Origin of the sequence: Limnohabitans sp. 63ED37-2 (genome assembly GCF_001412535.1) — a bacterium.
Classification (GTDB): Bacteria; Pseudomonadota; Gammaproteobacteria; order Burkholderiales; family Burkholderiaceae_C; genus Limnohabitans_A.
This window is the reverse complement of the sequence record NZ_CP011774.1, coordinates 358,714-383,897: the sequence shown is the minus strand read 5'-3', so window position 1 is coordinate 383,897 and position 25,184 is coordinate 358,714. Positions and strand designations below refer to the sequence as shown.

The following is a 25,184-nucleotide window of genomic DNA, read 5'->3' as shown; positions in this document are numbered from 1 at the left end:
AATTGGCCTTGGATTCTCTGTAAATTTGCGGGATCCCGAACAGAAAAATTCCTGCCAAAAAAATATTGATGAAAAAAAGATGAGTAACCATCGCAAATGACCATGCCAAAATGATTACTGATTTGATTGACATGGTCATTTGGGTTTAACGCAAGCGATTGAATACGCCTTGGGCTGTACCAAAGGCAATATTTCTATTGAAGCCCCAAATTACACCAACAGGGCCAGCAGTCGCACCAGACATAGCGCCTCGAAAGGTGGCTGCCCCAGCATTAGCCCAAGACCAGTTATGACCTGAAATACGGTTGTTTATGGCAAATCCTGAAAATCCACCTAACCCCCCGATTGCGGCACCCCAAAAGCCCCAAGCTCCCTCAGTTTCTTTCATCTCAACAGAAGACAGCATCGCCAACTGCATCGACGGCCCCGAAGGATCGAACATCGCTGCAATCTCTGCATCGCTGAATGCTGCAACAGATTGGGCCTGCAATTGGGTCGCAGGTGGTTCACTTGCCTGGGCTTGTGCCGTCATCAGGCTCGCAGCCACCAGCACCAAGGCGGCATGTTTTAATTTACTCATACTAGACTCCTCATTTTGCAAACTACAACAACAAGCCTCGAAACAGACTCCCGAGGCACCTTTGGCAGCGTGCTGGCGCGGCCAACTTTATTGGCGGTGTATCAGCACCACCAATTCCTGTCGGGCGGCTTTGGCCGCCCGTTTTTTTAAAAGCTGTGCAACCAATTCGTCCTCAATTCAGCGCCGGCCTGGCCTGAAGCGTTGAGCTTGAATGTCGTGTTGAGGGTACTTCCCTTCGAAATACCGTAGCCCACGCCCAACAGCAAGTCGCTGCTGGTGCGTCTGAATCCTTGCGCTTGACCGTCCCATTGATCGGCTTGGCGGTTGGTCCAAAGCATTCCTGTGGTGAGCGTGACACGGTCATTCACAGCAAAAGCAATACTGGGGTTGATCAACAACAAGTTGCCGGGCTTGTAACTTTTTGCACCGTCTTCGCGGCTTTGGTTGAAGCGGTAGGCGGTGGTGAGGACGAACACCACAGGGTCGATGGCTTTGTAGGTGGTCAATCCGACAAGGCCTGATTTGAAAGAACTATTGCCTTGCGTGTGCTTCTCGCGCAGGGCAATTTCTGCAAAGCCCAACAAAGCGGGCGTGTCGTCGTCTTTTTTGAACTGGTAGTTGATGCCTGCCCAAGCATCGGCAAAGTGATTGTCATTGCTTTGGCTTGTGCCTGATGCATTGCTTGTGCGGCTACTACTGGCCAAGTAAGTGCTTCGGGCAAAGATTTCGGCCTTACCCGTCAAGCCGTAGCGCAAGCCCAGTGTGCCCACCACAGAGTCGCTGTTGCCACGACTCTCACCAATCAACGTGGGCAAGCTGACAAAGGAAGTGGCTCCTGTTTGAACTGTGATGGGTTCACCTGTGAACACCCCCTGACGGTCCAGGTTGGCATAGGTCACCGACAGGTCCAATTTGAACTTGGATTTATCCGTGATCAGGTTCTCCACGGTCAAAGGCAAATCCGCCCGCCCGGAAACGGACGCTGTGATCAAGAGACAAGTCAACAAAGCTCGTAGCAACATGGAGGTGGTATTTTTGTAAAACTTTTGATGTAAAAAAATTTTACCTGCCCCCCCCCCCATGAAGTCAACCAAACCCCTGGAAATTCAGGGCTGATGGCTGAAGAAATACTGCCCAATTCACTTGGCTTATACCCACCGCGCAATGGCGGCCGCCAACAGACTGAGCAGCAAGGTGCTGGTCAATGGGATGAACCATTCGCGCCCGAACAGCCGAAACCGAAAGTCGCCGGGCAAACGGCCAAAGCCAAATTTTTGCAGCCACTTTTGCAAGCCACTGAAAATGATCAGTGCCAGAAACACCACGATGAGCCAGCGCAACATAGCTTGCCTTGATACCGCTCAGAGGCGGTGCGAGCGGTCGCCCCGGGCAAAGCCCTGAGCGGCCAAATCGGACGACGTGGAGAACCCGACCACTTTGAACAGCTCGCCCATTTCGTGCTCGTTGATGAGGCGCTGGGCTTGGCTGCGCTCGGCCAAGCTGGCGGCGGCCATGCGCTCGGCCAAACCAAGGTTGAGCAAAAACCAGGCTTGGCTGGTGTAGCCCAGCACATTCAAGCCTGCGTTTTGCCCGGCCAAGGCCACACCCGTGAAATTGACGTGTGCGGTGATGTCTTTTTGACCCACCGCCACCAAGGGGTTGTCGTCGGCCTGGTGGAGCTGGTGGCACATGACGGTGCCCATGTGTCGCTGCGGGTGAAAGTATTCGGCCTCAGGAAAGCCGTAATCCAGAAAGAACGCCGCCCCACCCCGCCCGGCCAGCAGGCGCTCGGCCAGGCTGGTGACGAAGGCCTCGGCCTGGGGATGAATTTCGGTCAGGTAATCGTGCTCACCCTCAATCTCGAGAGGCGGACGCCAATCGGTGATCCGGTCTTGCCAAGCGAATGCTTCACCAGCGCTGACCACCCCACGCTCGTGCCAGATGCCCTGCGTGCGCTGCAGCAGCTGCACCGGCATGGCGTCCAGCACCTCATTGCCCACCACCACACCCTCGATGACCTCGGGCCAGGTGTCCAGCCATCGCACTTTGCCCGCGTGTTGCAGCAAAGTGTCGGCCTGGCGGGCACGCAAAGTGCCCGACAAGTCAATGATGGTGTACCGCGCCACCGCGTCGCCCAGGCTGCCCAGCAACTGCAAGGCCAGGGCTCCGGTGCCCGCGCCAAATTCCCAGACTTCATCCGAGCCTGTGGCCTCCAGTGCCTCTTTAACCTGCACCGCCAGGGTTTCGCCAAACAGCGGCGACATGCCCGGCGCGGTCACAAAATCGCTGCCCGAAGACGGCATGGCGCCGAACTTTTGCAGGGCGTTGGTGTAATAACCCAAGCCGGGTTCGTACAAGGCCATGGCCATGAAACGGTCAAAACCGATCCAGCCACCCGCTTGCGCGATGGCTTGGTGGATGCGCAGGGTCAGCTCGGAGGAAAGTGGAGGAACATGGGTCACCCCTGGATTATCCTTGGTCCCTCTGCGCATGGGCGGGCTCAGCGCTCGGGCCGAAGGTGCACGCCCGACGCAGACCATGGACAAGGACACCACAAGGTCAAGGCCCATCACCGATAATTGCACCTTTCCATCTCCCTGCGGCATCTCTTTGAAACACGTACTGATCACTGGCGGCGCCTTGCGTCTGGGCGCGACCCTGTGCCGGGGCTTCGCGCAAGCGGGCTGGCAGGTGTGGTGCCATTACCAGCGCTCAGCCCCAGCCGCCTTGGCACTTCAGGCATCGCTGCACGCCACAGGCGCCACTGTGCGACTGGTGCAGGCCGACTTGGCAGAAAGCGCCGAAGTCAAACGCATGATGGCCCACATCACCCAAACCACCGGCCCGCTCGACTGCGTGGTGAACAACGCCTCGCTGTTCGAACCGGACGAGGGCTGCGACATGGACTTGGCCGGAGCCCGCCAGCAAATCGAAGTGAATTTGATCGCGCCCATGCTGTTGGCATCCCTCATGGCCCAGCAGGCCGCGCCCGAAGCCCAGCCCGGCCAGCGCAGCGTGGTCCACATCCTCGACCAGAAGGTGTTCAATCTGAATCCGGATTATTTTTCGTACACCGTCTCCAAACTGGCCCTGGAGCGGGCCGTGGCCTTGCAGGCCCAAGCCCTGGCGCCCTTGCGGGTGTGCGGCGTGGCCCCGGGCCTGATGTTTTTGAGCGGCCCGCAAACCCAAGAGAACTTCGACCGCGCCAGCCGGGTGAACCTGCTGCGTGAACCGATCGACCCAGCGCAGGTAGCGGCCACCTGTTTGTTCCTTGCACAAAACCCCTGCATCACCGGCACCACGGTGTGCGTGGACAACGGCCAGCACCTGGTGCCTTTGGCGCGGGATGTGATGTTTTTGGGTGAACCGAAAGACCCCGCATGAGCGAGCTGATGACCGATTTGACGCTGAATTGCCGCCGCCTGTTTCTGCGCAACCACACGGTGGACGTGCGCATCGGCGCGCACGACTTTGAAAAGCTCGGCCCCCAGCGCATCATTTTTAATGTGGAGCTGTTCGTGCCCTACAGCGCGTCCACCCCCACGCAAGACGATCTGGCCGAGGTGGTGGACTACGACTTCATCCGCGAGGTGATTGCGCGCCGGGTGGCCCAAGGCCACATCGTGCTGCAAGAGACTTTGTGCGACGACCTGATGCGCGCGCTGATCGCCCACCCGCAGGTGCAGGCGGTGCGCCTGTCCAGCTGCAAACCCGATGTGTACCCAGACTGCGAAGCGGTTGGGGTGGAAATTTTTCAAACCAAAAGCCCGACATGAAAACCCCTGCCGGACACCAAACCCTGGAGCTGACCGGTTTGCGCTTTGACGCCAACCTGGGCATCCTGGAACACGAAAAAACAGACCCGCAGCCGATTCAGGTGGACGCCGAGCTGAACCTGGGCACCCAACCCCTGCTGCCCAGCGACGACGACATCCACTCGGTGCTGGACTACCGCAAGGTGCGCAAAATCATCATCGACGAATGCACGGCCGAGCACATCAACCTGCTCGAAACGCTGATCGGCAAAGTCTCGAACCGCCTGATGCAGTTGCCCGGCGTGTTGGGCGTGCGCGTCAAGATTGCCAAACTTGAAATTTTTGAAGACTGCGAAGTGGCCATTCGCATGGAAACCGGACAGTGGTGAACCTCATGAACACAGACAAAGAAGCCGACAACGCCTGGGTACAAGCACAAGCCGAATCAGAGGCTGCCAAGGCCGTCAAGATCGAGCGTGAAACCCACAAGCTCGAAAAGCGCCTGTGCCGCCAAATGGGCCAGGCCATCAGCGACTTCAACCTGATCGAAGCGGGCGACCGCATCATGGTCTGCATGTCGGGCGGCAAAGACAGCTACGGCATGCTCGACATCTTGCTCAAGATGAAGGCCCGTGCCCCGGTGGACTTCGAGCTGGTGGCAGTCAACCTGGACCAAAAGCAACCTGGCTTTCCAGACCACATCCTGCCGGCGTACCTCAAGGAATTGGGAGTGGAGTACCACATCGAGACGCAAGACACCTACTCGATCGTGAAAGACAAAATCCCCGAAGGCAAGACCATGTGCAGCCTGTGCTCGCGTCTGCGCCGGGGCATTTTGTACCGCGTGGCGCGTGAACTGAAGTGCAACAAGCTGGCGCTCGGCCACCACCGCGACGACATACTGCAGACCTTCTTTTTGAACATGTTTTTTGGCGGCAAGCTCAAGGGCATGCCCCCAAAGCTGGTCAGCGACAACGGCGAGTTCATGGTGATCCGCCCGCTGGCCTATGTGGCCGAGTCCGACCTGATCCGTTGGGCAGAACACCGACAGTTCCCCATCATCCCGTGCACCCTGTGTGGCAGCCAGGAGAACCTGCAACGTCTGCAGGTGGGCAACATGCTGCGCGAGTGGCAAAAGAAGTACCCCGGCCGCATTGAAAACATGTTTGCGGCTCTGCAAAATGTGGTGCCTTCGCATTTGATGGACGCCAAACTGCACGGCTTCAAGGACCTGAAAATCACGGGCGTCGAATCGGATGACGGCGACAAGGCCTTTGACGAGGAAGAGTTCAAGGAGCCTTCTTTGCCGGGCATTCAGGTCATCTCCATGTAATTCGAAAGGAGACAGCGCATGCGCACAGCAACTCGGCAGCTCAAGCGGTGGTTTTCAGTGGCCGTGGCGGCATTGGCCTTGAGCTTTTTGACGGGCTGCGCCTCGGTGCGGCTGATCGACAGCGATGTGGTCTCGGTGGCGGCCGCGCCGCCCGGCATGAGTTTGCAGGGCGCTAAGTACCGCTTTGAGCGCCTGCCCTCGCAGGTGCACAACCCCGAAGCCGGTTTGGCCGAGCAGCAAGCCCAGGCCGCCATGACGGCCGTGGGTCTGGTGCGCGACGACGCCAATGCCAGCCTGAGTGTGATGGTGGGTTTCAGCGGTACGCAATACCTGGCCGACCCTTGGGGCCGCCCCCTCGGGTCGGGCTGGACACCTTACGGCAGCATTGCCATCGGTTCGGGTTTTGGCAGAAACTTGGGCTCGCACGTCGGACTGGGTGTGGGCATGCGCTTTCCACCCCCCACACATTACCGCCGCGAAGTCAGCGTGGTCATGCGCGACCTGAAATCAGGCCAGGTGGTCTACGAAACCCGCGCCAGCCACGCAGGACCCTGGAGCGACAGCGTGCCGATCTTTGCCACCCTGTTCCAGGCGGCGCTGGCGAACTTTCCCAACCCACCCGCAGGCCCACGCCGGGTCAACATCGAGGTGCCACGCTGACGTCAACAATTTATGGAACCGACACGAATTTCGGCGATTCGCCACGGAGAAACCGCATGGAACGTCGACACCCGTCTGCAAGGCCACCTCGACATCCCACTCAACGAGGTGGGCCTGCGCCAAGCCCAGCATCTGGCCCAAGCCTTGGTGCAGCGCGAAGTCATCGATGCGGTTTATGCCAGCGACCTGTCTCGCGCCCACACCACAGCCCAAGCGATTGCGAAATCTATTGGAAAGACGGTGACGGTGCATGCAGGTTTGCGAGAGCGCCACTTTGGCGCATTCCAAGGCCGAACCTTTTCCCAAATCGAAACCGAGCTGCCCGAACACGCTTGGCACTGGCGCAAGCGCACGCCGGACTGGGTACCACCGGGCGGGGGCGAATCACTGACGGTCTTGCGTGAGAGGGTGATCCAAACCGTAGAGGCCTTGGCCGCGGCCCACGCCGGGCAACACATGGTGCTGGTCGCCCATGGCGGCGTGTTGGATATCCTTTACCGCGCCGCTGCTCGCCTGGATTTGCAAGCGCCGCGCACTTGGGCGCTGACCAACACCGCCGTCAATCGCCTCCTGTGGACACCACAAGGCCTGTCGCTGGTGGGCTGGGGGGACACCTCCCACCTGGACGACTTGGCCGAAGACGAATCGTCTTTATAAAGCGCTGTTTTGCAGGGCGGCGATGCGCTGCTCAATGGGTGGGTGGGTGCTGAACAGCTGACCGATACCACCGGCAATGCCCATGGCGGCCATGCTCTTGGGCAACTCGGCGGTGTGCACACCGCCCAGGCGGGCCAAGGCGTTGATCATCGGCTGCTTGCGGCCCATCAGCTGCGCTGCGCTGGCATCGGCGCGGAACTCGCGCTGACGGCTGAACCAAGCCACGATGATCGCAGCGAGAACACCCAACAAAATGTCCATCACGATGGTGGTCACGTAGTAGCCAATACCGGGGCCCGTGCTTTCTTCGTCGTTTTTGCGCAAGAAACTGTCCACCGCATAACCCACCACGCGGGAGATGAAGACCACAAAGGTGTTCATCACGCCCTGGATCAGGGCCATGGTGACCATGTCGCCGTTGGCAATGTGCGCCACTTCGTGGGCGAGCACAGCTTCGATTTCTTCGTGGTTCATGTTTTGCAGCAATCCCGTGGACACGGCCACCAAGGCCGAGTCACGGAAAGCGCCGGTGGCAAAGGCGTTGGGGTCGCCTTCAAAGATGCCCACCTCAGGCATGCCGATACCGGCTTTATCAGACAGTTTGCGCACGGTGTCCACAATCCAGGCCTCGTCGGCGTTGGCGGGCTGGTCAATCAGCTTGACGCCCGAGGACATTTTGGCAATCCATTTGCTCATGAGCAAAGAGATGATGGCGCCACCAAAGCCCATGATCAGCGCAAAACCCAGCAAAGCGCCCAGGTTCAGGCCGTTGGACGTGAGGAAGCGGTTGACGCCCAGCAAGTTGGCGACGATGCCCAGCACCAGCACCACGGCCAGGTTGGTCACCACAAAAAGAAAAATGCGTTTCATGTTGAGTTTCACTTTCACCCGAAAGACGCGGGCACGTTGGGACGGATATTAGGGTGTCGGACTGCAAAATCAAGCCATGGGCGTGATTTCCGCATTGGCGTACGGTTTTTCAGACAGGCGGGAACTTCTGCGGGGCCGAAAAACACTGGCATCGGCGTAAAACGCCGGGTCTTCGTTGGCCAGCCACCAGCCGGGCACCCCCAGCAGGGGCAAAGGACTGAAGGGTTTGCGGGCCAGTTTTTCAGGCGTAAGGTCTTGCGCCAGCCAAGCATCCAGCTCGGTTTTCACCACGCTTTGTGGCACACGCCACAGGTGCACGGTGATCGATTTGTAGGGCTGCACCGCTTTTTCGAGCGCGGCATGGCCAAAAGTCCAAAGCCGCGTGTGTGCCCACTCACCGCGTAAACCGACAAAGGCGTCGAACCAGCGGTGCTCATTCAGGGCGGTCCACACCGCATCGGAGGTCTGGATCAGGACAGCGTTTTCATCGAATACGGTCGCGGCATCGCGCACCGGGCCACGCACCTGCCCCACCCCAGCGCGAGCAATTTCGCGGGCTTGCAAGTGGTTGAGGCGCTTTTTGGCCAACGGAAACTGCATCCAACACAGGGCGTTGAAGAAGTCGTGCAAGCCCTCGCGGGTGGGCACCTGGCCCGTGGCAAAAATGAAGTCTTCGTAGGCCTGGCCTTCGGGCAAGTCGGCTTGTGGCACAAAACGCAGGGGAGCCCGGCCCGCCGCATTCAAGGCCTCGGGCTGGGGCACGCCTGCCGCTACTTGCCGTGCGATGGGCTCGCCCACCGCCCGCCAGTCGGCCAGCCAAGGCGCGTCCCAATCGATGTCGGCGACACCCAAGTTGGTGGCGGATGCGCAGCGCAGCCCCGCCCGGTTCGGGCTCAGCCCGCCAACAGACGCCACGGCAGGCTTTCTCCCGAGCGCAAGGGCTTGAGTTCGGCCTCGCCGAACGCAAAGCTTTCTGCAGGTGTCCAACTTTCTCGGCGCAGCGTGATGGTGCCGGTGTTGCGCGGCAGACCATAAAAGTCGGCCCCAAAGAAGCTGGCAAAGCCTTCAAGCTTGTCCAATGCGCCCACTTGCTCAAAGGCTTCGGCATACATCTCGATGGCAGCGTGCGCGGTGTAGCAGCCTGCGCAACCCGTGGCGTGCTCTTTGAGGTGCGCCGGGTGCGGGGCGCTGTCGGTGCCCAAGAAGAAACGCGGGTTGCCTGACGTCGCCGCCTTGACCAGCGCCAGGCGGTGGGTTTCGCGCTTGAGCACGGGCAGGCAGTAGTAATGCGGGCGAATACCGCCTGTGAAGATGGCGTTGCGGTTGTACAGCAGGTGGTGTGCCGTGATGGTTGCACCCAGCAAGTCATCGCCGCTGGCCACGTGTTGCGCGGCTTCTTGTGTCGTGATGTGTTCCATCACGATTTTGAGGCCCGGAAAGTCACGGCGCAGCGGCTTGAGATGTTGTTCGATGAATACCGCTTCGCGGTCGAACAGGTCAATGTCGGAGGAGGTGACTTCGCCATGCACCAGCAGCAGCACGCCTTCGCGTTGCATGGCTTCTAGTACGGGGTAGATCTTGCGCAGGTCGGTCACGCCCGCGTCGCTGTTGGTGGTGGCGCCTGCCGGGTAGAGCTTGCAGGCCACCACGCCTGCGGCTTTGGCACGGGCGATCTCGGCCGGGGCCAGGTTGTCTGTCAGGTACAGCGTCATGAGCGGCTCAAAGGCCATGCCTGCAGGCACGGCGGCCAAGATGCGCTGCTTGTAGGCCAGCGCCTGCTCGGCCGTGGTCACGGGCGGCTTGAGGTTGGGCATGATGATGGCGCGGCCGAATTGGGCGGCGGTGTGAGGCACCACCACATTCAGGGCGGCGCCATCGCGTACGTGCAGGTGCCAGTCATCGGGGCGGGTAAGGGTGAGTTCTTGGGTCATGGGCGTATTGTCTCAAACCTGCTGGGTTTCGTTTTGGCCTTGGTTGGCACAGGTGCGCTGTTCTTGCGATTGCCAGAGGTAGGTGTGCGGGCTTGGGCTCATGGGAGAACGGCTCGTGGAACCAGAGGCGGGGCTGCGGGCCGGGGCTCATACTCGCAAGCTCGCCAAATCGCCCCAACCCGCAGCCCCACCTCTGGTGCGAGCATTGGTGGAGAACCGACAAAAGAAGGCAACTCTGCCGATCAGGCCCAAATGCTTCGGGGATTGAACTCAAGGGGCGAGCGAAGCAAAGCCCCGCAAGGACTTCATGCCGTTCAGGCAGGGCTGAGCAGCGCAGCAGCGGGCGAATCAGGGCGGGTGCTTGTTTGAGCGAAGCGAGTTTGCACCCGACCCCGCCCGATGCGAGCAGCGCGAGGAACCCGAAGGGCCCTGACTGCGGCTCGCCTTTCTTGGCTTACTTTCTTTGGCGAAGCAAAGAAAGTGAGTGCTCCGCCGGGCGCAAACCCGGCCAAGGGCGCTCAAAAGAACCCTCTCAATGCCCGAGGATCTTGGACAAGAAGTCCTGTGCCCGGTCGGTCTGCGGCGCGTCAAAGAACTGCTGAGGCGGGGCTTGTTCCACCACCTGGCCTTGGTCCATGAAGATCACTCGGTCGGCCACGGCCTTGGCAAAGCCCATCTCATGCGTCACACACAGCATGGTCATGCCCTGGCTGGTCAGCTCGATCATCACGTCCAGCACTTCCTTGATCATCTCAGGGTCGAGGGCCGAAGTGGGCTCATCGAACAGCATGATCTTGGGCGTCAAGCACAGCGCACGGGCAATGGCCACGCGCTGCTGCTGGCCGCCGGACAACTGCAGGGGGTACTTGTTGGCGTGCTCGGCAATGCGCACACGCTCCAGTTGCACCATGGCTTTGTCGATGGCTTCCTTGCGCGGCATTTTGGCCACCCAAGTGGGCGACAAGATCAGGTTTTCCATCACCGTCAGATGCGGGAACAGGTTGAACTGCTGGAACACCATGCCGACTTCACGGCGCACTTTGTCAATGCCTTTGAGGTCGTCACCCAACACGGTGCCATCCACCGTGAGTGTGCCTTCCTGGTATTCCTCCAGGGCGTTGATGCAGCGGATCAGCGTGGATTTGCCCGAGCCCGAGGGGCCGCAGATGACGACTTTTTCGCCTTTGGCAAATTGCAGGTTCACATCGCGCAACACGTGGTAGCCATTGCTGGCGTACCACTTGTTCACGCCTTTGAACTCGATGAGGGGGGTAGCGTTGGAGGTCATAAGAATCTTTCGTTCAGCGGACTTTGCTCACGGCCGTGCGCTCTTCGATCCACAGGCTGTAGCGCGACATGGCAAAGCAGAACGCGAAATAAATGAAGGTGATGAAAAGGTAAGCTTCGATCTTGAAGGGGCGCCAGTCGGCGTCCGAGTTGAGCGCGAGACCCAAAGCACCTGTGAGCTCATAGAGCGACACGATGGTGACCAGCGAGGTGTCTTTGAACAAGCCGATGAAGGTGTTCATGATGGATGGCACCACGGTGGCCAAGGCTTGGGGCAAAACGATCATGCGCTGGGTCTGCCAGTAGCTCAGGCCCAAGGTGGCGGCCGCTTCGGTCTGACCTTTGGGCAAAGCCTGCAGACCGCCGCGAATCACCTCGGCCATGTAGGCGCCCGAAAACAGTGTGATGCCCACCACCACACGCACCAGCACGTCGATCTTCACACCCTCGGGCATGAACAACGGCAGCATGAACGAGGCCATGAACAACACGGTGATCAGCGGCACGCCGCGCACCAACTCCACATACAGAGTGCAGAGGGTTCTGATGGCGGGCATGTTGGAGCGACGGCCCAGCGCCACGAAGATGGCCAGCGGAAAGGCCAGCGTCATGGAGATCACTGTCAGCATCACCGTCAGCGGCAAACCACCCCATTGGTCGGTGTCGACCTCGGTCAGGCCGAAAAAACCACCCTTCATCAGCACGAAATACACGGCCAACATCACGGCCCAGATCAGCGGCAGTGCCTTGTTCCAAAAACGCGGCATGCAGCTGATGACCACCACACCCAGCATCAAGGCGGTGGCGATCACGGGACGCCAGTGCTCAATTTCTGGGTAACGGCCCATCACGATCAGGCGGCCTTTTTCGGAGATCACGCCCCAGCAGGCCCCAGCGCCACGCGCATCGTTACAGGCTTGCAAGTTGCTGCCAAAGACAGCTTGTAGTACGGCCCAGTCGAGCGAGGAGACCAGGGCCCACAGGCACACGGCCAGCAGGGCCAGCGACATCAGGCTGTTGCCCAGGCTGGAAAACAAATTGGCGCGCAACCAGGCCACGGGGCCTGTGCTGCGCCCGGGCATGGGCCGTGCTTCGGTGGATTTGAAAACAGTGGTCATGTCAGCGCTCCTGGATGGCGGCACTGGCATTGAACCAGTTCATGAGGGCCGAGGTGAGAAGAGACAAGGTGAGGTAGACCAGCATGACAATCGACAGCGCTTCAATGGCACGGCCCGTCTGGTTGAGCGTGGTGTTGGCGATCGACACCAGTTCAGGGTAGCCAATGGCCACGGCCAAAGAAGAGTTCTTGGTCAGGTTCAGGTACTGACTGGTGAGCGGCGGGATGATCACACGCAAAGCCTGCGGCAGCACCACCAAACGCATGGACTGGCTTTTGCTAAGGCCCAAAGAAGCCGAGGCCTCGTGCTGGCCCAGTGACACCGAGGCGATGCCCGAGCGCACGACTTCCGCGATGAAAGACGCGGTGTAAAACACCAAGCCACACAGCAGGGCCATGAATTCGGGGCTGAATGCGCCGCCGTCTTCGATCTGGAAGTCACCCTTTTTGGGCAAGTCCCATTCATTGGGGGCGCCACCGACCAACCAGCCGAGCACAGCCAGCGCCAGCGTCACTGCCAGGGACACCGCCCACACCGGACGGGTGTGGCCTGTACGGTCAAAATGCGCCCGCGCCATGCGGCGATAAACCATGGCAAAGACAAGGCCCAAGACCACCCCGATCAGGGCCAAGGTCTGGCCCAGCTGCCACACCGGCCAAGGAAATGAGACCCCGTTTTTGCTCAAGAAGAAATGGCCCGCCTGCCAAGCCTGGTCCAGGTCGGGCAGCATCTCGGTGAAGACGAGATACCAGATCAGCAACTGCAAATAAACCGGCACGTTGCGGAAAAATTCAACATAGGCGTAGCAGATTTTGCGCACCAAGAAGTTGGCCGAAAACCGCCCCACACCCACCAGCACACCCAGCACGGTGGCCAACACAATGCCGATCACGGCCACTTTGAGCGTGTTGAGCATGCCGATGGCAAAGGCCACAAAGTAGGAGCTGTTGTGCGCGTATTCGATCACCGTTTCGCTGATGTCAAAGCCAAACGGCTGAAACAAAAAGTCGTAGCCGCTCTGGATGCCGCGCAGGCGCATGTTGGTCAGCGTGTTGCGCACCAACAAGGCCACCAGGGCCAAGGCCGACAAGATGGCGACGATCTGGTAGATGACCGAGCGCCCTTCGCGGCTGCGCCACGAAATCGATCGGCTTTTCTTGCCAGGCAATGGCCTGGCTTCGATCATGGAAAAGTGGGACATGGGGACTGCCTGAAAAATGACGGGATGGTAAAAAATACGCCCCATGACGGGGCGTATTCAGAACCTTCAAAAAAGGCAGGCGATCAACGCAGCGGTGCGGCGTACATCAGGCCGCCTTTGTTCCACTGGTTATTCAAGCCACGTGGCAGGTTGATGGAGGTCTTAGGGCCGACGTTGCGCTCGAACATTTCACCGTAGTTACCGGTGGTCTTGATGGCGCGGGCCAACCACTCTTTGTCCAGGCCCAAGTGCTTGCCCAGGTCTTCGGTAGCACCCAGCAAACGGCCCACTTGAGGGTTGTCGCTGGTTTTCATCTGGTCCACGTTGGCTTGGGTGATGCCGTACTCTTCGGCTTCGATCAGGCCAGCCAACACCCATTTGTTGATGGCAAACCACTCGTCATCACCACGGCGCACCATGGGGCCCAGAGGCTCTTTGGAGATCAGGTCGGGCAAGATCAGGTGAGCTGCTGGGTCTTTTGCCTCCTTGGCACGCACAGAGGCCAGGCCCGATGCGTCGGTGGTGTAAGCCTGGCAACGGCCAGAGAAATAAGCGCCGGTGGCGGCTTCGACTTTTTCAAACACCACTGGCTTCAAGTTGAGCTTGTTGGCGCGGGAGAAGTCGGTCAGGTTCTTCTCGGTGGTGGTGCCGGACTGCACACACACGGTGGCGCCCTTGAGTTGCTTGGCGCTGGTGATCTTGCCTTTGGGCACCATGAAACCTTGGCCGTCGTAGTAGTTGGCACCAATGAAGTGCAGGCCCAAGGAACCATCGCGGTTCAAAGTGTTGGTGGTGTTGCGGGACAGCACATCCACTTCGCCAGACTGCAGGGCGGTGAAGCGCTGCTGTGCAGTCAGGGGCACGTATTTGACTTTGGTCGCATCGCTCAAAACAGCTGCGGCCAAGGCACGGCAATGGTCCACGTCCAGACCCGACCAGTTGCCGCTGGAATCAGCAGCCGAAAAACCGGCCAGACCGGTGTTGACACCGCAGACGATTTGGCCGCGCTGCTTGATCTGATCCAATGTTTTGCCCGCCATGGCGGATGTGGCCGCCAGCAAGCCTGCCGTGGCCAGCACGGAGCCGATCAAGGTTTGTGTCATTTTCTTCATGGTTTGAATCCTCTTTTGAAATGATGAGTAGCAAATTGCCACCCAGATATTAAATGCCAAATCCAACAAGCAACCGCCTAGGAGCTTCCCTAGGAAAGGTCTTTAGCGGGGTCAATGTTGACAAATACACCACCGTGGTGCAGGCCATCAGCTTCTCTTTTGTTTCAGCACAAAATGTGCCCACACGCCTGCGCATGCTGAATATAGTCAGTTTGTAGTCAGTCCCTATCAGGGAGTACCCCCAAAAACCATGCAAAAATTGCATAGACCGATACATGCCCTGACAAATTCAGCGGGGTGCCCCTTCAACGGGAGGAATGCACCGCAGAAGTGCTCTGGGTCAAATGCAGCCACAGCTGGTGGGCTGAGCTGTTGAAACCAGGTTTGGCCCCTGTTTTTTCGCGGTAAGCCCGCACCTCCATGCTCAGCGCCAGGGTCTGCCCATCGGGCAAGCCCACCTCGACCAAAGTGCCGGCCTGGATTTCTTTTTTGACCGCACTGCGCGGCAAGAATGCGATGCCATGGCCTTCGAGGGCCATCACCTTCAAACCCTCGGCCATGTCGGTCTCGTAGACCCGGTCCAGGTGCACCGGCACACCCGCCTGCTTCAAAATCCAGTCGGTCACACCGCCCAAATAGGCCCCAGGGGCGTAACCCAGATAAGGCAATGGCCGTGAGGCATGACCAGGCAAGCTGAACAGCGCCCGTCCATCGGGCATGCTTTGGACATAGGGGGCAATCACCTCATGCCCCAACACCACCATGTCGTAACGCTCGGGGTCAATTTGCAGGGGCTGCGAGGGGTGGTGGTAAGCGATCAACACGTCGCAGCCCCCTTCCACCAAGCGCATGGCCGCGTCGTGCACGTTCAGCGCCATGAGTCGGCTTTTCATCGGCCCAAAGGTCTCACGCAAGCTGGCCACCCATGGGGGGAAGAACGTGAATGCCAAGGTGTGCGGCACGGCAAACTGAATGACATCCTGGCCCGCCGCATTGTGACCACGCAGCATGGCCCGGGTGTTCTGCAATGACTGCAGCATCTCGAGCGCCTGGGCGTACAAGGTCTCGCCCGCAGGGGTGAGCCGAGTCGGGTAGGAGCTGCGATCGACCAGATCGGCACCAGCCCAGGCCTCCAACGACTGAATCCGCCGGGAAAAAGCCGGTTGCGTCACATGGCGCAGTTGCGCAGAGCGGCTGAAACTGCGCGTTTCGGCCAAACTCACAAAATCTTCAAGCCATTTGGTTTCCATCAGCGCATTATCCGTTCAGCCCTCAGCCCTCAGCCCTCAGGCCAGTTCAATGCTGCCAGCGAACCGAAGGTGAAAACCGCATCAGAATCTGTCTCCAAAGGATTTGGGCGGTGTCACACCCAAGTGCCTGAATGCCGCCAGCGTGGCCATGCGCCCGCGTGGCGTGCGCTGCAAAAACCCTTGCTGAATCAGATACGGCTCGATCACGTCTTCGATGGTGTCGCGCTCTTCGCCAATGCTGGCTGCGATGTTGTCCAAACCGACCGGGCCACCGTCAAAACGGTGGATCACGGCTTCAAGGAGTTTGCGGTCCATCAGATCAAAGCCTTCGGGATCCACATCGAGCATGGTCAGGGCTTGTTGGGCGATGCCTTTGTGGATGGTGCCATCGCCCTTGACGTCGGCAAAGTCCCGCACCCGGCGCAGCAAACGGTTGGCGATGCGCGGTGTGCCGCGTGAACGGCGGGCAATCTCAAACGAACCCTCGGGGTCAATTGGTGCCTTGAGCAAACCGCTGCTGCGGGTGACGATGCGGGTGAGCTCTTCGGGGGTGTAGAACTCCAGGCGCGACACGATGCCAAAGCGGTCTCGCAGCGGGTTGGTGAGCATGCCCGCACGGGTGGTCGCCCCCACCAGGGTGAAGGGCTGCAAGTCCAGCTTGATGCTGCGGGCCGCAGGGCCCTCGCCGATCATGATGTCGATCTGGTAGTCCTCGAGCGCTGGGTACAAAATTTCTTCGACCACGGGCGAGAGGCGATGAATCTCGTCAATGAAGAGCACATCGTTGCGCTCCAAGTTGGTGAGCAGCGCTGCCAGGTCCTTGGGTTTTTCCAGAACCGGGCCACTGGTCTGGCGCAGGTTCACACCCAGCTCGGCCGCGATGATGTGACTCAGCGTGGTCTTGCCCAAACCCGGCGGGCCAAACAGCAGCACATGGTCCAGCGGCTCCTCGCGCATTTTGGCGGCGCTGATGAAAATCTCCAGTTGCTCGCGCACCTTCACCTGCCCAACGTATTCGTCCAGCAGCTTGGGGCGCAGTGCGCGTTCAATGGCCTCTTCTTGGTGGGACACGGGCGCCGCTGAAATCACCCGGGGTTCGGGCTGCGGTGCAAAGTCGTCGGTGCGGATGCTCATGGCTCGGGGGGTCTTTATTTGTTCAGGGCTTTGAGCGCCAATTTGATGCCTTCACTCACACCCACATCCGCGGGCAGGCTCTTGAGGGCGGCGGCCGCTTCCTTGTCGCTGTAGCCCAGCGCCAGCAAAGCTTGCTGGATGTCGCTTTGCGCATCGGGGGTGTTCACGGCAAACAAGCCGCCCAAATCGCCACCCAGCTTGCCCTTGAGTTCCAGCAGCAGGCGCTCGGCGGTTTTTTTGCCGATGCCGGGCACCTTGACCAAACGCCCGACTTCTTGTGTGGTGATGGCCTGCGCCAAATCGGTCACGCTCATGCCCGACAAGACACTCAGAGCCGTTCGGGGGCCAACACCGGAGATCTTGATCAATTGACGAAAGGCTTCGCGCTCGCTCAAAGTGGCAAAGCCGTACAAGATTTGTGCGTCTTCGCGCACCACAAAGTGCGTGACCAGCGTGACTTTTTCACCCGTGGCAGGCAAGTTGTAAAAGGTGCTCATCGGCACATTGACTTCGTAGCCCACGCCGTGGCAGTCCACCACCACCTCGGGAGGGTTCTTGTCGCTCAGGATGCCTGTGAGTTTGCCAATCATGGAGGGAAGCCCTTGGGTTGCACGGTATAGAGGAAAATCAGGGCTCTACGGCCAGCTAAAACCGGTCGAAACCACAACGAACAGGATTATCCACTTGATCGTCAGACACACCTTCACGCCGCACAACAACACCCGCCTGTCGCACCTGTGCGGCCCCATGGATGCGCACCTGCGCACCATTGAAGCCGGTTTGCAAGTGAGCATTGCGCACCGCCATGAACAGTTCAAGGTGGACGGCCCCAAGGCCGTGGCCCTGCGGGCGATGGAGATTTTGCAGGCCATCTACGAACGCGCCGACCGCCCGATTGCGCCCGACATGGTGCAACTCATGCTGGTGGGCGACAGCGGCGGTGAAGAGGCCGACCTGCCCGCTTTGCAAACCCGCCGCGCCGACCTGAAGGCCCGCACCCCGGTGCAGGCCGCGTACTTGGAGAGCATCGCCACACACGACATCACCTTCGGCATCGGCCCAGCGGGCACGGGCAAGACCTACCTGGCCGTGGCTTGTGCGGTCGACGCACTCGAACGCGCCAGTGTGCAGCGCATTGTGCTGACGCGCCCGGCTGTGGAGGCGGGCGAGCGTTTGGGCTTTTTGCCGGGCGACTTGTCACAAAAAGTCGATCCGTATTTGCGCCCGCTCTACGACGCGCTGTACGACCTGATGGGCTATGACAAGGTCCAAAAAGCCTTTGAGCGCAACGCGATCGAAATCGCGCCGCTGGCTTTTATGCGCGGGCGCACGCTGAACAACGCGTTTGTGATTTTGGACGAGGCGCAAAACACCAGCACCGAGCAGATGAAGATGTTTTTGACCCGCATCGGCTTTGGCGCCAAAGCCGTGGTCACGGGCGATGTGAGTCAGATCGATTTGCCCAAGGGCCAGCTCTCCGGCCTGATCGACGCCGAGCGGGTGCTCAAGCGCATCAAGGGCATTGCCTTCACACGTTTTTCAAGTGCCGATGTGGTGCGCCACCCGCTGGTGGCCCGCATCGTGGACGCTTACGACGCACAAGGCAGCGCTGCCATGCGGGCGGGCATCACGACCCGCCGCAAGCCTTTGCCCACCGACGATTGAATTTCCAACAGATCCCCATGGCCCTGAAACAACTCCACCTGTCCCTGCAATTTGGCGACATCCCCTATGCAGCCCGCCACCGCGCCGCCCTGCCCCGTCACGCGGTCATCCGCGCCATTCGCCATGCGCTGGCGGATGACGCCGAAATCACGGTGCGCATCGTGGGCGAAGAAGAAGGCCGTGCGTTGAACCACAGTTACCGCAAAAAAGACTACGCCACCAATGTGCTGACCTTTGATTACGAACAAGAACCTGTGGTGATGGCCGATCTGGTGTTGTGCGCCCCGGTGGTGGCGCGAGAGGCCAAGGAGCAAGGCAAGACGCTGGCGGCGCATTACGCGCATTTGCTGGTGCACGGCACTTTGCACGCGCAAGGCTGGGACCATGAGACCAGTACCGCCGATGCCGAGGAGATGGAGGCCTATGAGGTGGCCATTTTGGCGGGGCTGGGGTTGAAGAACCCCTACGTTTAAGTTCTCTGGCTCCCTGTTTTTCGGGAAGGTCTCGTAACGCTTGCGCTGGGAGGCCCCGAATGGGGTGGTGCCGGGTTCCTCATAACGGGGTACCGTAAATCGTCACCCGGCCCCACCCCATTCGAGGCCGTGGTGCGGTTTTCAAACCCGCTGACTGTTCACGGTAGGTCGCACGAGGCAGTCGTGGCCTGGAACAGAATACCTCTCGTTGACTGCACGTTTCTCGCCAAACAGACCACTCAGGTGTGTGAGGGGATGCGGCGGGTGACGATTTACGGTACCCCGTTATGAGGAACCCGCTGCATCCCCTCACACACCGCCCAAGAAAAAGGCGAAAGGCAAACGCGGCCACAAAAAAGGCAAAAACCTCAGAGCAAGCGAACCTTCACACTCTTGCCCTTGATCTTGCCGTGTGACAACTGTGACTCCACCTTTTTGGCCAATTCCGCCTGCACCGCCACATAGGTGGAGAACTCGTTCACATTGATCTTGCCCACCTGCTCACGGGTCAAGCCACACTCCCCAGCCAGCGCACCCATCACGTCGCCCGCGCGAATCTTCTCTTTGCGACCCCCCACAATTTGCAAGGTGCGCATGGGCGGCTTCAAAGGGCCACCCGCAGCGGGCACCAGATCGGCCAAAGGGGCCCAGTGGGATTCGCGGCCCTGCATCACCTCGATCTTGCCGACTGCGCCCATCTCGTCCATGCTCGCCAGCGTCAGCGCCAAGCCTTCGGCGTCACCCCGGCCCGTGCGGCCAATGCGGTGAATATGAATCTCAGGGTCGGGCGTCACGTCCACGTTGATCACGGCTTCAAGCCCCTCCACATCCAGTCCGCGCGAGGCCACATCGGTGGCCACCAGCACCGAGCAGCTGCGGTTGGCAAACTGCACCAACACTTGGTCGCGCTCGCGCTGCTCCAATTCACCAAACAAGGCCAGAGCGCTGTAGCCCTGTGCCTGCAGCACCGCCACCAGATCGCGGCACTGCTGTTTGGTGTTGCAAAACGCGAGCGTCCGCTCCGGGCGGAAATGGGCCAGCAGTTTGGACACCGCATCCAAGCGCTGGTTCTCATTCACTTCATAAAACACCTGACGAATTTTGTGGGCGCTGTGCTGCGCCTGCACTTTCACAGTCTGCGGTGCGCGCATGAACTGCGCGGCCAACTTGGCGATGCCCTCGGGGTAAGTGGCAGAGAAAAGCAGTGTCTGGCGGTCTTTGGCGCACTGGCGCACCACCTTGGCGATGTCGTCAAAAAAGCCCATGTCCAGCATGCGGTCGGCTTCGTCCAGCACCAGCGTGTTCACACCCGCCAGACTCAGCGAGCCCCGCTCCAGGTGGTCCAGGATACGACCGGGTGTACCCACCACCACATCGGCGCCATGCTCCAAACTCAGTGTCTGGCCGCGCAGGGCCACACCACCGCACAAAGTGACGACTTTCACGTTCTGGCGGGCACGGGCGAGGCGCCTGATTTCTTGTGTGACCTGGTCGGCCAGCTCGCGGGTGGGACACAAAACCACGGCCTGGATGGCGGCGCTGGGCGAGCCTGCGGTTTGCAGGCGCTCGATCAATGGCAGGCCGAAGGCGGCCGTTTTGCCGCTGCCCGTGCTGGCTTGGGCAATCAAATCTTGCCCAGTCAAGGTCAGCGGCAAGCTGGCTGCCTGGATGGGCGTCATCTGGGTGTAGCCCAGTTGTTCGAGGTTTTGAAGGGTGGCAGGGGCCAGCGCAAGCTGGTCAAAGCGAGTCGATGTCGCGTCTTGGTTTTGGGCAGTCATGCACCGATTATCGGTGGCGGGGGTCGGGAATGGCCTTTGCGCTGAAGGCCACCGTCAAGTTGGTCGCACCAACACTGCCTTCCAATGCTCAAGCTCTCATGCGCATCGGAATGGTGATGGGCCCGTCATTGACCAGCGACACCTTCATGTCGGCCGCAAACTGGCCCGTCTGCACGATCGGGTGCGCGGCTCGGGCCTGCGCCACAAAATGCTCATACAAGCGCCGACCGTCTTCGGGCGCCGCTGCCTGCGTGAAGCTCGGACGGTTGCCCCCTGCGACATCGGCGGCCAAGGTGAATTGGCTAACCACCAGCAAACCACCACGCACGTCCTGCACGCTCCGGTTCATCTTGCCCGCCTCGTCGCTGAAGATGCGCAGTTTGAGCATCTTGGCCAGCATTTTGTCGGCTAACGCTTCGGTGTCACCTTTTTCGGCGCACAGCAGCACCAGCAAGCCCGCGTCAATCTGGCCGATCACCGCCCCATCCACACGCACACTGGCTTCACTCACCCTTTGCAACACCGCGATCATTTCAAGTCCCTCGCATCGTCAAAGTGCGCTTCCACATCGCTGGGCAAAAGCTGGATGGTGGCCCGCAAGCCGGGCACCTCGCTCATCAACGCCTGCTCCACACTGGCACGCAAGGCGGCGGCCCGGCCCAGCGTCCAGCTGGCGGGCATGTGCATGTGCACGTCCACAAAACGGCGTTGCCCAGCTTTGCGGGTGTTCAGGTGGTCAAAACGGATGATTTCGGTCTCGCCGCGCTGGTGGGCAAAGCCATCGAGCACCCGCTGCACATCGGACAGCACCTCAGGCTCCAGCGCCTCGTCCATCAGGCCCTGCGAGGAGCGCCAAACCAGGCTCCAGCCTTCTTTCAGAATATTCAAGGCCACCCCAATCGCCACCACGGCATCCAGCCACAGCCAGCCCGTGATACTGACCAGGGCAATGCCCACCACCACGCCTGCCGATGTCCAAACATCGGTCACCAAGTGCCGGGCATCGGCTTCGAGCGCCAGCGAGCGGTGCTGCCGGGCGGCGCGAAACATGAGCCAGGCCAGAAAACCGTTCAGCGCCGAGCTGCCCACCGACAAGGCCAAGCCCCAGCCAACCTGCTCGATGGGCTGCGGATCGAACAAGCGATGAGCCGCCACCCAAATGATGCCCAAAGCGGCCACCAGGATCAGAATGCCTTCAAAACCGGAAGAAAAATACTCGGCCTTGTGGTGGCCGTAGGGATGGTCGTCGTCGGCAGGGCGTGCCGCAACCGTCACCATCATCAAACCGAACACCGCGCTGGCCAGGTTGACCAGCGACTCCATCGCGTCCGACAACAAACCGACCGAATCGGTCAGCCACCAGGCCCCGGTCTTGAGCGCGATGGTCACCAGCGCCACCACCACCGAAGCCCACAGCATGCGGGTCGGCGTCATCCAAGCATCGAATCTTTTCATGGATTCAGCATACCCCCTCTGTAGGCACTGTCCGTGCGCCAGCCCCCTGTCAAGACAAGGTGACCTTGGCAAATTTGCGTTTGCCCACCTGCACCACGTAAGTGCCTGCTTCGAGTTTCAGGCCCTTGTCGCTGACCACGCTGGAGTCCACGCGCACGCCGCCCCCATCAACCAGGCGCCCGGCCTCGGTGGTCGAAGGGGCCAAGCCCGCCGACTTGAGCAAAGCTCCAATGCCCATGGGCGCACCCGACAAGGACACCTCAGGGATGTCGTCAGGCACACCGCCCTTGCTGCGGTTGATGAAATCCTGCTCGGCCGCATCGGCCGCCGCTGCGCTGTGGAAACGGGCGGTGATTTCCTTGGCCAGCATGACCTTGGCGTCTTTGGGGTTGCGACCGCCTTCGACTTCCTTTTTCAGCGCCTCGATCTCGGCCATCGACTTGAAGGACAGCAGCGTGTACCAGCGCCACATCAAGGTGTCCGAAATGCTCAGCACCTTGGCGAACATGGTGTTGGGCTCTTCGCTGATGCCGATGTAGTTGTTCTTGGACTTGGACATCTTGTCCACCCCGTCCAGGCCTTCGAGCAGCGGCATGGTCAAGATGCACTGGGGCTCTTGGCCGTATTCGGCCTGCAAGTGACGGCCCATCAACAAATTGAACTTTTGGTCGGTGCCGCCCAGCTCCAGGTCGCTCTTGAGCGCGACCGAGTCGTAGCCCTGCATCAGCGGGTACAGGAACTCGTGCACCGAAATCGGTGTGCCAGCTTTGAAACGGTCATGGAAGTCGTTGCGCTCCATCATGCGGGCCACGGTGTACTTGGCAGCCAGCTGGATCATGCCCATGGACCCCAAGGGTAGCGACCACTCACTGTTGTAGCGGATCTCTGTTTTGCTGGGGTCCAGCACCAGACTGGCTTGTTTGTAATAGGTCTCGGCGTTTGCCTTGATCTGCTCGGGCGTGAGGGGTGGGCGGGTGCTGTTGCGACCAGACGGGTCGCCAATCAGGCTGGTGAAGTCACCGATCAGAAAGATGACCTGATGGCCCAAGTCCTGCAACTGTCGCATCTTGTTGAGCACTACGGTGTGGCCAATGTGGATGTCGGGCGCAGTCGGGTCCAAACCCAATTTGATGCGCAGGGGCACGCCTGTGGCCTCCGATTTGGCCAGCTTTTGCAGCCAATCTTCTTGAGGAATCAGTTCCTCACACCCTCTCAAAGTCACATCCAAAGCATTCAAGACACGATCGTTGACAGGATATTTTGTAACAAGGGATTGATTCATAAGGGTTTTTTCTGTGTTGAAGGCGGGGTAGGTCGTTACAATAGCGCCAGTAGTTTGTCGTGCATTTTAAGTGCGCGCATAACTCGCTTGGCGATCCCTTAGATCATCGATTGGGCTGAATTTCGCCCTTATCTTCTTTTTCATGCCCATTCTGTCCACCATCCAATCTCGATTGACGGCTTTGCTGCTGAACATTTTGTTCATTGGCACAGCCGTACTGGGTGCGGTTTTGATCGCCACGCAAAAGCTGCTGGCTTGGCTAGATGGCTACCACCCCCAACTCAACCAAGCCAGTCTGGTTTTTCAAGGGTGGCTCAAACGTTATCCCAAAACCATCGTTGCCAGCTTGGCCAGCGTCTTACTGGTGGGCGGTGGCGGCGCTTTTGCGGTGGCCAATTTGGGGCCAGACATCGCCGATCAACCCGTGGTCAACATCACGGTGCCTGTCGAGATCGCTCAACTCGAAGCTCAAGCCGAGTTGCTCGACCAGTTCCAAGTCAACCTGACCCGTTCTGACCAAACCCGCCCCGCCGACACCCCCGAAGCGTTGTTGCGCCGATTGGGGTTGGTCGATGCCGAAGCTGCTGCTTTTTTGCGCAAGCACCCTTTGGCCCGTCAGGCTCTGCAACAAGGCGGCCGCGCAGTCTCTGCCGAAGTCACTGGTCAGCAGTCTCTTCTTTCTCTGAGCGTGCGCTGGCTCAAGAACGAAAACGACACCTTCTTCCAGCGCCTGCGCGTTGAGCGCTCTGGCCAAGGTTTCCAAGCTGCGCTTGAAACCTCGCCCATGAACACCAGTATCCGCATGACGGGCGGCACGGTCACCCGGTCGCTTTACGATGCCGCCGATGAGGCCAGATTGCCCGATCCGGTGATTCACCAGCTGACCCAAATTTTTTCAAATCAGATCGACTTCCACCGTACCTTGCGCAAAGGCGCTCGTTTTTCTGTGGTTTACGAAGTGCTCGAAGCCGATGGTGAGCCCTTGCGGACGGGCCGCGTGCTCAGCGCCGAATTTCACAATGACAACCAGCAATACGATGCGGTTTGGTTTCAGGAGCCAGGACAAAAGGGCAACTACTACGACATGGATGGCAAAAGCCTGAGCCGCTCCTACCTGGCGTCGCCTCTGACTTTTTCTCGGCAGTCGAGTGGTTTTGCCATGCGGCTTCACCCCATTTTCAACACCATGCAAGCGCACCGTGGTGTGGACTATGCCGCCCCAACAGGCACACCCGCCATGACGGTGGGTGATGGCGTGGTCACTTTTGCTGGTCGTCAAGGCGGCTACGGCAATGTGGTCGAAATCCGCCACGGCAATGGCCACTCCACCCTGTATGCCCACTTGAGCCGGATTCAAGTCCGGACTGGCCAAACTGTACAAAAAGGGCAGGTCATCGGCGCTGTGGGCTCCACAGGCTGGTCCACCGGACCTCATCTGCATTTTGAATTCCGTGTGAATGGTGTGCACGTCGACCCGCAAAAAATCATCCAGCAGGCTCAAAGCGGGCCCATCCCAACCGCATCCATGGCCAGATTCAAGGCCATGGTGAATCAAGCCCAATCACAGCTGCAAGCTGCCGCTCAAATGCGGGAAGTCAACAGCCAATAAGCTGCTGGGACACCGGGCTTGCACCAGCCTGTTG

General features: G+C 59.7%; 27 protein-coding genes. 9 read left to right on the top strand and 18 right to left on the bottom strand.

The window, feature by feature from the left end:
* Positions 1-145: 145 nt before the first annotated feature.
* From L63ED372_RS16310 to L63ED372_RS01795, 4 genes are all read right to left on the bottom strand, one after another.
* Entirely contained in the window at positions 146-580 is a 435-nt protein-coding gene (locus L63ED372_RS16310) for a hypothetical protein (RefSeq protein ID WP_156343530.1), read from the bottom strand.
* Positions 581-726: 146 nt separating this feature from the next.
* Positions 727-1,572 carry a hypothetical protein gene (locus L63ED372_RS01805; RefSeq protein ID WP_231624531.1) on the bottom strand — a complete coding sequence of 282 codons (846 nt, stop codon included), beginning with the start codon at positions 1,570-1,572 and terminating at the stop codon, positions 727-729.
* Positions 1,573-1,728: 156 nt separating this feature from the next.
* Positions 1,729-1,923, bottom strand: a complete 195-nt coding sequence (locus L63ED372_RS01800) for a DUF2905 domain-containing protein (RefSeq protein ID WP_062402471.1) — start codon at positions 1,921-1,923, stop codon at positions 1,729-1,731.
* Positions 1,924-1,941: 18 nt separating this feature from the next.
* On the bottom strand, positions 1,942-3,072 hold the full coding sequence (locus tag L63ED372_RS01795) for a class I SAM-dependent methyltransferase (RefSeq protein WP_082431557.1): 1,131 nt from the start codon (positions 3,070-3,072) through the stop codon (positions 1,942-1,944).
* A gap of 118 nt (positions 3,073-3,190) precedes the next feature.
* Between L63ED372_RS01795 and L63ED372_RS01790 the strand changes: the two genes are divergently transcribed.
* From L63ED372_RS01790 to L63ED372_RS01765, 6 genes are read left to right on the top strand one after another with little or no spacing between them, the layout of a single operon-like run.
* On the top strand, positions 3,191-3,964 hold the full coding sequence (locus L63ED372_RS01790) for an SDR family oxidoreductase (protein ID WP_197275303.1): 774 nt from the start codon (positions 3,191-3,193) through the stop codon (positions 3,962-3,964).
* A complete protein-coding gene (locus L63ED372_RS01785; RefSeq protein WP_062402468.1) occupies positions 3,961-4,356 on the top strand; it encodes a dihydroneopterin aldolase in 396 nt (131 codons plus the stop codon). The genes L63ED372_RS01790 and L63ED372_RS01785 overlap by 4 nt, the downstream gene beginning before the upstream one ends.
* On the top strand, positions 4,353-4,724 hold the full coding sequence (locus L63ED372_RS01780) for a dihydroneopterin aldolase (protein ID WP_019426540.1): 372 nt from the start codon (positions 4,353-4,355) through the stop codon (positions 4,722-4,724). The genes L63ED372_RS01785 and L63ED372_RS01780 overlap by 4 nt, the downstream gene beginning before the upstream one ends.
* 5 nt (positions 4,725-4,729) lie before the next feature.
* Positions 4,730-5,668, top strand: coding sequence for a tRNA 2-thiocytidine(32) synthetase TtcA (gene ttcA / locus L63ED372_RS01775; RefSeq protein WP_062407520.1), 939 nt, complete (start codon positions 4,730-4,732; stop codon positions 5,666-5,668).
* A gap of 18 nt (positions 5,669-5,686) precedes the next feature.
* Positions 5,687-6,328 carry a DUF4136 domain-containing protein gene (locus L63ED372_RS01770; protein ID WP_062402465.1) on the top strand — a complete coding sequence of 214 codons (642 nt, stop codon included), beginning with the start codon at positions 5,687-5,689 and terminating at the stop codon, positions 6,326-6,328.
* Between the two features lie 12 nt (positions 6,329-6,340).
* Positions 6,341-6,985: a histidine phosphatase family protein gene (locus tag L63ED372_RS01765; RefSeq protein WP_062402462.1), complete on the top strand. Its 645-nt coding sequence runs from the start codon at positions 6,341-6,343 to the stop codon at positions 6,983-6,985.
* On the opposite strand, the gene htpX is transcribed toward L63ED372_RS01765, so the two are convergent.
* The 10 genes from htpX to ruvA form a co-directional block, all read right to left on the bottom strand.
* Positions 6,980-7,855, bottom strand: coding sequence for a protease HtpX (gene htpX, locus L63ED372_RS01760; RefSeq protein WP_062407518.1), 876 nt, complete (start codon positions 7,853-7,855; stop codon positions 6,980-6,982). The two genes, L63ED372_RS01765 and htpX, sit on opposite strands and share 6 nt — an antisense overlap.
* 69 nt (positions 7,856-7,924) lie before the next feature.
* Entirely contained in the window at positions 7,925-8,671 is a 747-nt protein-coding gene (locus L63ED372_RS01755; protein WP_062407516.1) for a DUF3025 domain-containing protein, read from the bottom strand.
* 77 nt (positions 8,672-8,748) lie between these two features.
* Complete coding sequence (pyrC, locus tag L63ED372_RS01750; RefSeq protein WP_062402458.1) at positions 8,749-9,786, bottom strand: dihydroorotase; 1,038 nt, start codon at positions 9,784-9,786, stop codon at positions 8,749-8,751.
* Positions 9,787-10,318: 532 nt separating this feature from the next.
* Complete coding sequence (locus L63ED372_RS01745; RefSeq protein WP_062402454.1) at positions 10,319-11,074, bottom strand: amino acid ABC transporter ATP-binding protein; 756 nt, start codon at positions 11,072-11,074, stop codon at positions 10,319-10,321.
* A gap of 13 nt (positions 11,075-11,087) precedes the next feature.
* Positions 11,088-12,191 (bottom strand): amino acid ABC transporter permease, encoded by a 1,104-nt coding sequence (locus L63ED372_RS01740; protein WP_231624530.1) that lies wholly within the window; start codon positions 12,189-12,191, stop codon positions 11,088-11,090.
* A gap of 1 nt (position 12,192) precedes the next feature.
* The gene (locus L63ED372_RS01735; protein ID WP_231624529.1) at positions 12,193-13,392 is read right to left on the bottom strand and encodes an amino acid ABC transporter permease; all 1,200 of its coding nucleotides are present in this window, start codon (positions 13,390-13,392) and stop codon (positions 12,193-12,195) included.
* Between the two features lie 83 nt (positions 13,393-13,475).
* On the bottom strand, positions 13,476-14,504 hold the full coding sequence (locus L63ED372_RS01730) for an amino acid ABC transporter substrate-binding protein (RefSeq protein WP_062402451.1): 1,029 nt from the start codon (positions 14,502-14,504) through the stop codon (positions 13,476-13,478).
* A 305-nt stretch (positions 14,505-14,809) separates the two neighbouring features.
* Entirely contained in the window at positions 14,810-15,754 is a 945-nt protein-coding gene (locus tag L63ED372_RS01725; protein ID WP_062402448.1) for a LysR family transcriptional regulator, read from the bottom strand.
* An 81-nt stretch (positions 15,755-15,835) separates the two neighbouring features.
* Complete coding sequence (gene ruvB, locus L63ED372_RS01720; protein ID WP_062402445.1) at positions 15,836-16,888, bottom strand: Holliday junction branch migration DNA helicase RuvB; 1,053 nt, start codon at positions 16,886-16,888, stop codon at positions 15,836-15,838.
* 14 nt (positions 16,889-16,902) lie between these two features.
* Positions 16,903-17,478: a Holliday junction branch migration protein RuvA gene (gene ruvA, locus L63ED372_RS01715; RefSeq protein WP_062402441.1), complete on the bottom strand. Its 576-nt coding sequence runs from the start codon at positions 17,476-17,478 to the stop codon at positions 16,903-16,905.
* A 94-nt stretch (positions 17,479-17,572) separates the two neighbouring features.
* On the opposite strand from ruvA, the gene L63ED372_RS01710 reads away from it, so the two are divergent.
* Together L63ED372_RS01710 and ybeY are read left to right on the top strand one after the other, a co-directional pair.
* A complete protein-coding gene (locus L63ED372_RS01710; RefSeq protein ID WP_062402437.1) occupies positions 17,573-18,553 on the top strand; it encodes a PhoH family protein in 981 nt (326 codons plus the stop codon).
* 17 nt (positions 18,554-18,570) lie between these two features.
* The gene (gene ybeY, locus L63ED372_RS01705; protein WP_062407510.1) at positions 18,571-19,026 is read left to right on the top strand and encodes an rRNA maturation RNase YbeY; all 456 of its coding nucleotides are present in this window, start codon (positions 18,571-18,573) and stop codon (positions 19,024-19,026) included.
* 368 nt (positions 19,027-19,394) lie between these two features.
* Here ybeY and dbpA read toward each other — a convergent pair whose 3' ends face one another.
* The 4 genes from dbpA to tyrS form a co-directional block, all read right to left on the bottom strand.
* Positions 19,395-20,804, bottom strand: a complete 1,410-nt coding sequence (dbpA, locus tag L63ED372_RS01700; protein ID WP_062402434.1) for an ATP-dependent RNA helicase DbpA — start codon at positions 20,802-20,804, stop codon at positions 19,395-19,397.
* 88 nt (positions 20,805-20,892) lie between these two features.
* Complete coding sequence (gene dtd / locus L63ED372_RS01695) at positions 20,893-21,336, bottom strand: D-aminoacyl-tRNA deacylase (protein WP_062402430.1); 444 nt, start codon at positions 21,334-21,336, stop codon at positions 20,893-20,895.
* On the bottom strand, positions 21,333-22,259 hold the full coding sequence (locus L63ED372_RS01690) for a cation diffusion facilitator family transporter (RefSeq protein ID WP_062402426.1): 927 nt from the start codon (positions 22,257-22,259) through the stop codon (positions 21,333-21,335). The genes dtd and L63ED372_RS01690 overlap by 4 nt, the downstream gene beginning before the upstream one ends.
* Before the next feature lie 49 nt (positions 22,260-22,308).
* Entirely contained in the window at positions 22,309-23,541 is a 1,233-nt protein-coding gene (gene tyrS, locus L63ED372_RS01685; RefSeq protein ID WP_062402423.1) for a tyrosine--tRNA ligase, read from the bottom strand.
* Positions 23,542-23,683: 142 nt separating this feature from the next.
* Here tyrS and L63ED372_RS01680 point away from each other — a divergent pair, with 142 nt between their 5' ends.
* Positions 23,684-25,150 carry a M23 family metallopeptidase gene (locus L63ED372_RS01680; RefSeq protein WP_062402420.1) on the top strand — a complete coding sequence of 489 codons (1,467 nt, stop codon included), beginning with the start codon at positions 23,684-23,686 and terminating at the stop codon, positions 25,148-25,150.
* Positions 25,151-25,184: the final 34 nt, after the last annotated feature.

What these genes read in the sequence shown, in the direction of transcription:
- dbpA (WP_062402434.1), bottom strand. Translation starts at nt 20,804, where the DNA reads ATGACTGCCCAAAACCAAGACGCGACATCGACTCGCTTTGACCAGCTT.
- L63ED372_RS01730 (WP_062402451.1), bottom strand. Translation starts at nt 14,504, where the DNA reads ATGAAGAAAATGACACAAACCTTGATCGGCTCCGTGCTGGCCACGGCA.
- L63ED372_RS01785 (WP_062402468.1), top strand. Translation starts at nt 3,961, where the DNA reads ATGAGCGAGCTGATGACCGATTTGACGCTGAATTGCCGCCGCCTGTTT.
- ruvB (WP_062402445.1), bottom strand. Translation starts at nt 16,888, where the DNA reads ATGAGCATCCGCACCGACGACTTTGCACCGCAGCCCGAACCCCGGGTG.
- L63ED372_RS01745 (WP_062402454.1), bottom strand. Translation starts at nt 11,074, where the DNA reads ATGACCTCCAACGCTACCCCCCTCATCGAGTTCAAAGGCGTGAACAAG.
- L63ED372_RS01690 (WP_062402426.1), bottom strand. Translation starts at nt 22,259, where the DNA reads ATGAAAAGATTCGATGCTTGGATGACGCCGACCCGCATGCTGTGGGCT.
- L63ED372_RS01735 (WP_231624529.1), bottom strand. Translation starts at nt 13,392, where the DNA reads ATGTCCCACTTTTCCATGATCGAAGCCAGGCCATTGCCTGGCAAGAAA.
- ttcA (WP_062407520.1), top strand. Translation starts at nt 4,730, where the DNA reads ATGAACACAGACAAAGAAGCCGACAACGCCTGGGTACAAGCACAAGCC.
- L63ED372_RS01740 (WP_231624530.1), bottom strand. Translation starts at nt 12,191, where the DNA reads ATGACCACTGTTTTCAAATCCACCGAAGCACGGCCCATGCCCGGGCGC.
- pyrC (WP_062402458.1), bottom strand. Translation starts at nt 9,786, where the DNA reads ATGACCCAAGAACTCACCCTTACCCGCCCCGATGACTGGCACCTGCAC.
- L63ED372_RS01800 (WP_062402471.1), bottom strand. Translation starts at nt 1,923, where the DNA reads ATGTTGCGCTGGCTCATCGTGGTGTTTCTGGCACTGATCATTTTCAGT.
- L63ED372_RS01780 (WP_019426540.1), top strand. Translation starts at nt 4,353, where the DNA reads ATGAAAACCCCTGCCGGACACCAAACCCTGGAGCTGACCGGTTTGCGC.
- tyrS (WP_062402423.1), bottom strand. Translation starts at nt 23,541, where the DNA reads ATGAATCAATCCCTTGTTACAAAATATCCTGTCAACGATCGTGTCTTG.
- ybeY (WP_062407510.1), top strand. Translation starts at nt 18,571, where the DNA reads ATGGCCCTGAAACAACTCCACCTGTCCCTGCAATTTGGCGACATCCCC.
- L63ED372_RS01770 (WP_062402465.1), top strand. Translation starts at nt 5,687, where the DNA reads ATGCGCACAGCAACTCGGCAGCTCAAGCGGTGGTTTTCAGTGGCCGTG.
- htpX (WP_062407518.1), bottom strand. Translation starts at nt 7,855, where the DNA reads ATGAAACGCATTTTTCTTTTTGTGGTGACCAACCTGGCCGTGGTGCTG.
- L63ED372_RS01680 (WP_062402420.1), top strand. Translation starts at nt 23,684, where the DNA reads ATGCCCATTCTGTCCACCATCCAATCTCGATTGACGGCTTTGCTGCTG.
- L63ED372_RS16310 (WP_156343530.1), bottom strand. Translation starts at nt 580, where the DNA reads ATGAGTAAATTAAAACATGCCGCCTTGGTGCTGGTGGCTGCGAGCCTG.
- ruvA (WP_062402441.1), bottom strand. Translation starts at nt 17,478, where the DNA reads ATGATTGGCAAACTCACAGGCATCCTGAGCGACAAGAACCCTCCCGAG.
- L63ED372_RS01765 (WP_062402462.1), top strand. Translation starts at nt 6,341, where the DNA reads ATGGAACCGACACGAATTTCGGCGATTCGCCACGGAGAAACCGCATGG.
- L63ED372_RS01795 (WP_082431557.1), bottom strand. Translation starts at nt 3,072, where the DNA reads ATGCGCAGAGGGACCAAGGATAATCCAGGGGTGACCCATGTTCCTCCA.
- L63ED372_RS01725 (WP_062402448.1), bottom strand. Translation starts at nt 15,754, where the DNA reads ATGGAAACCAAATGGCTTGAAGATTTTGTGAGTTTGGCCGAAACGCGC.
- dtd (WP_062402430.1), bottom strand. Translation starts at nt 21,336, where the DNA reads ATGATCGCGGTGTTGCAAAGGGTGAGTGAAGCCAGTGTGCGTGTGGAT.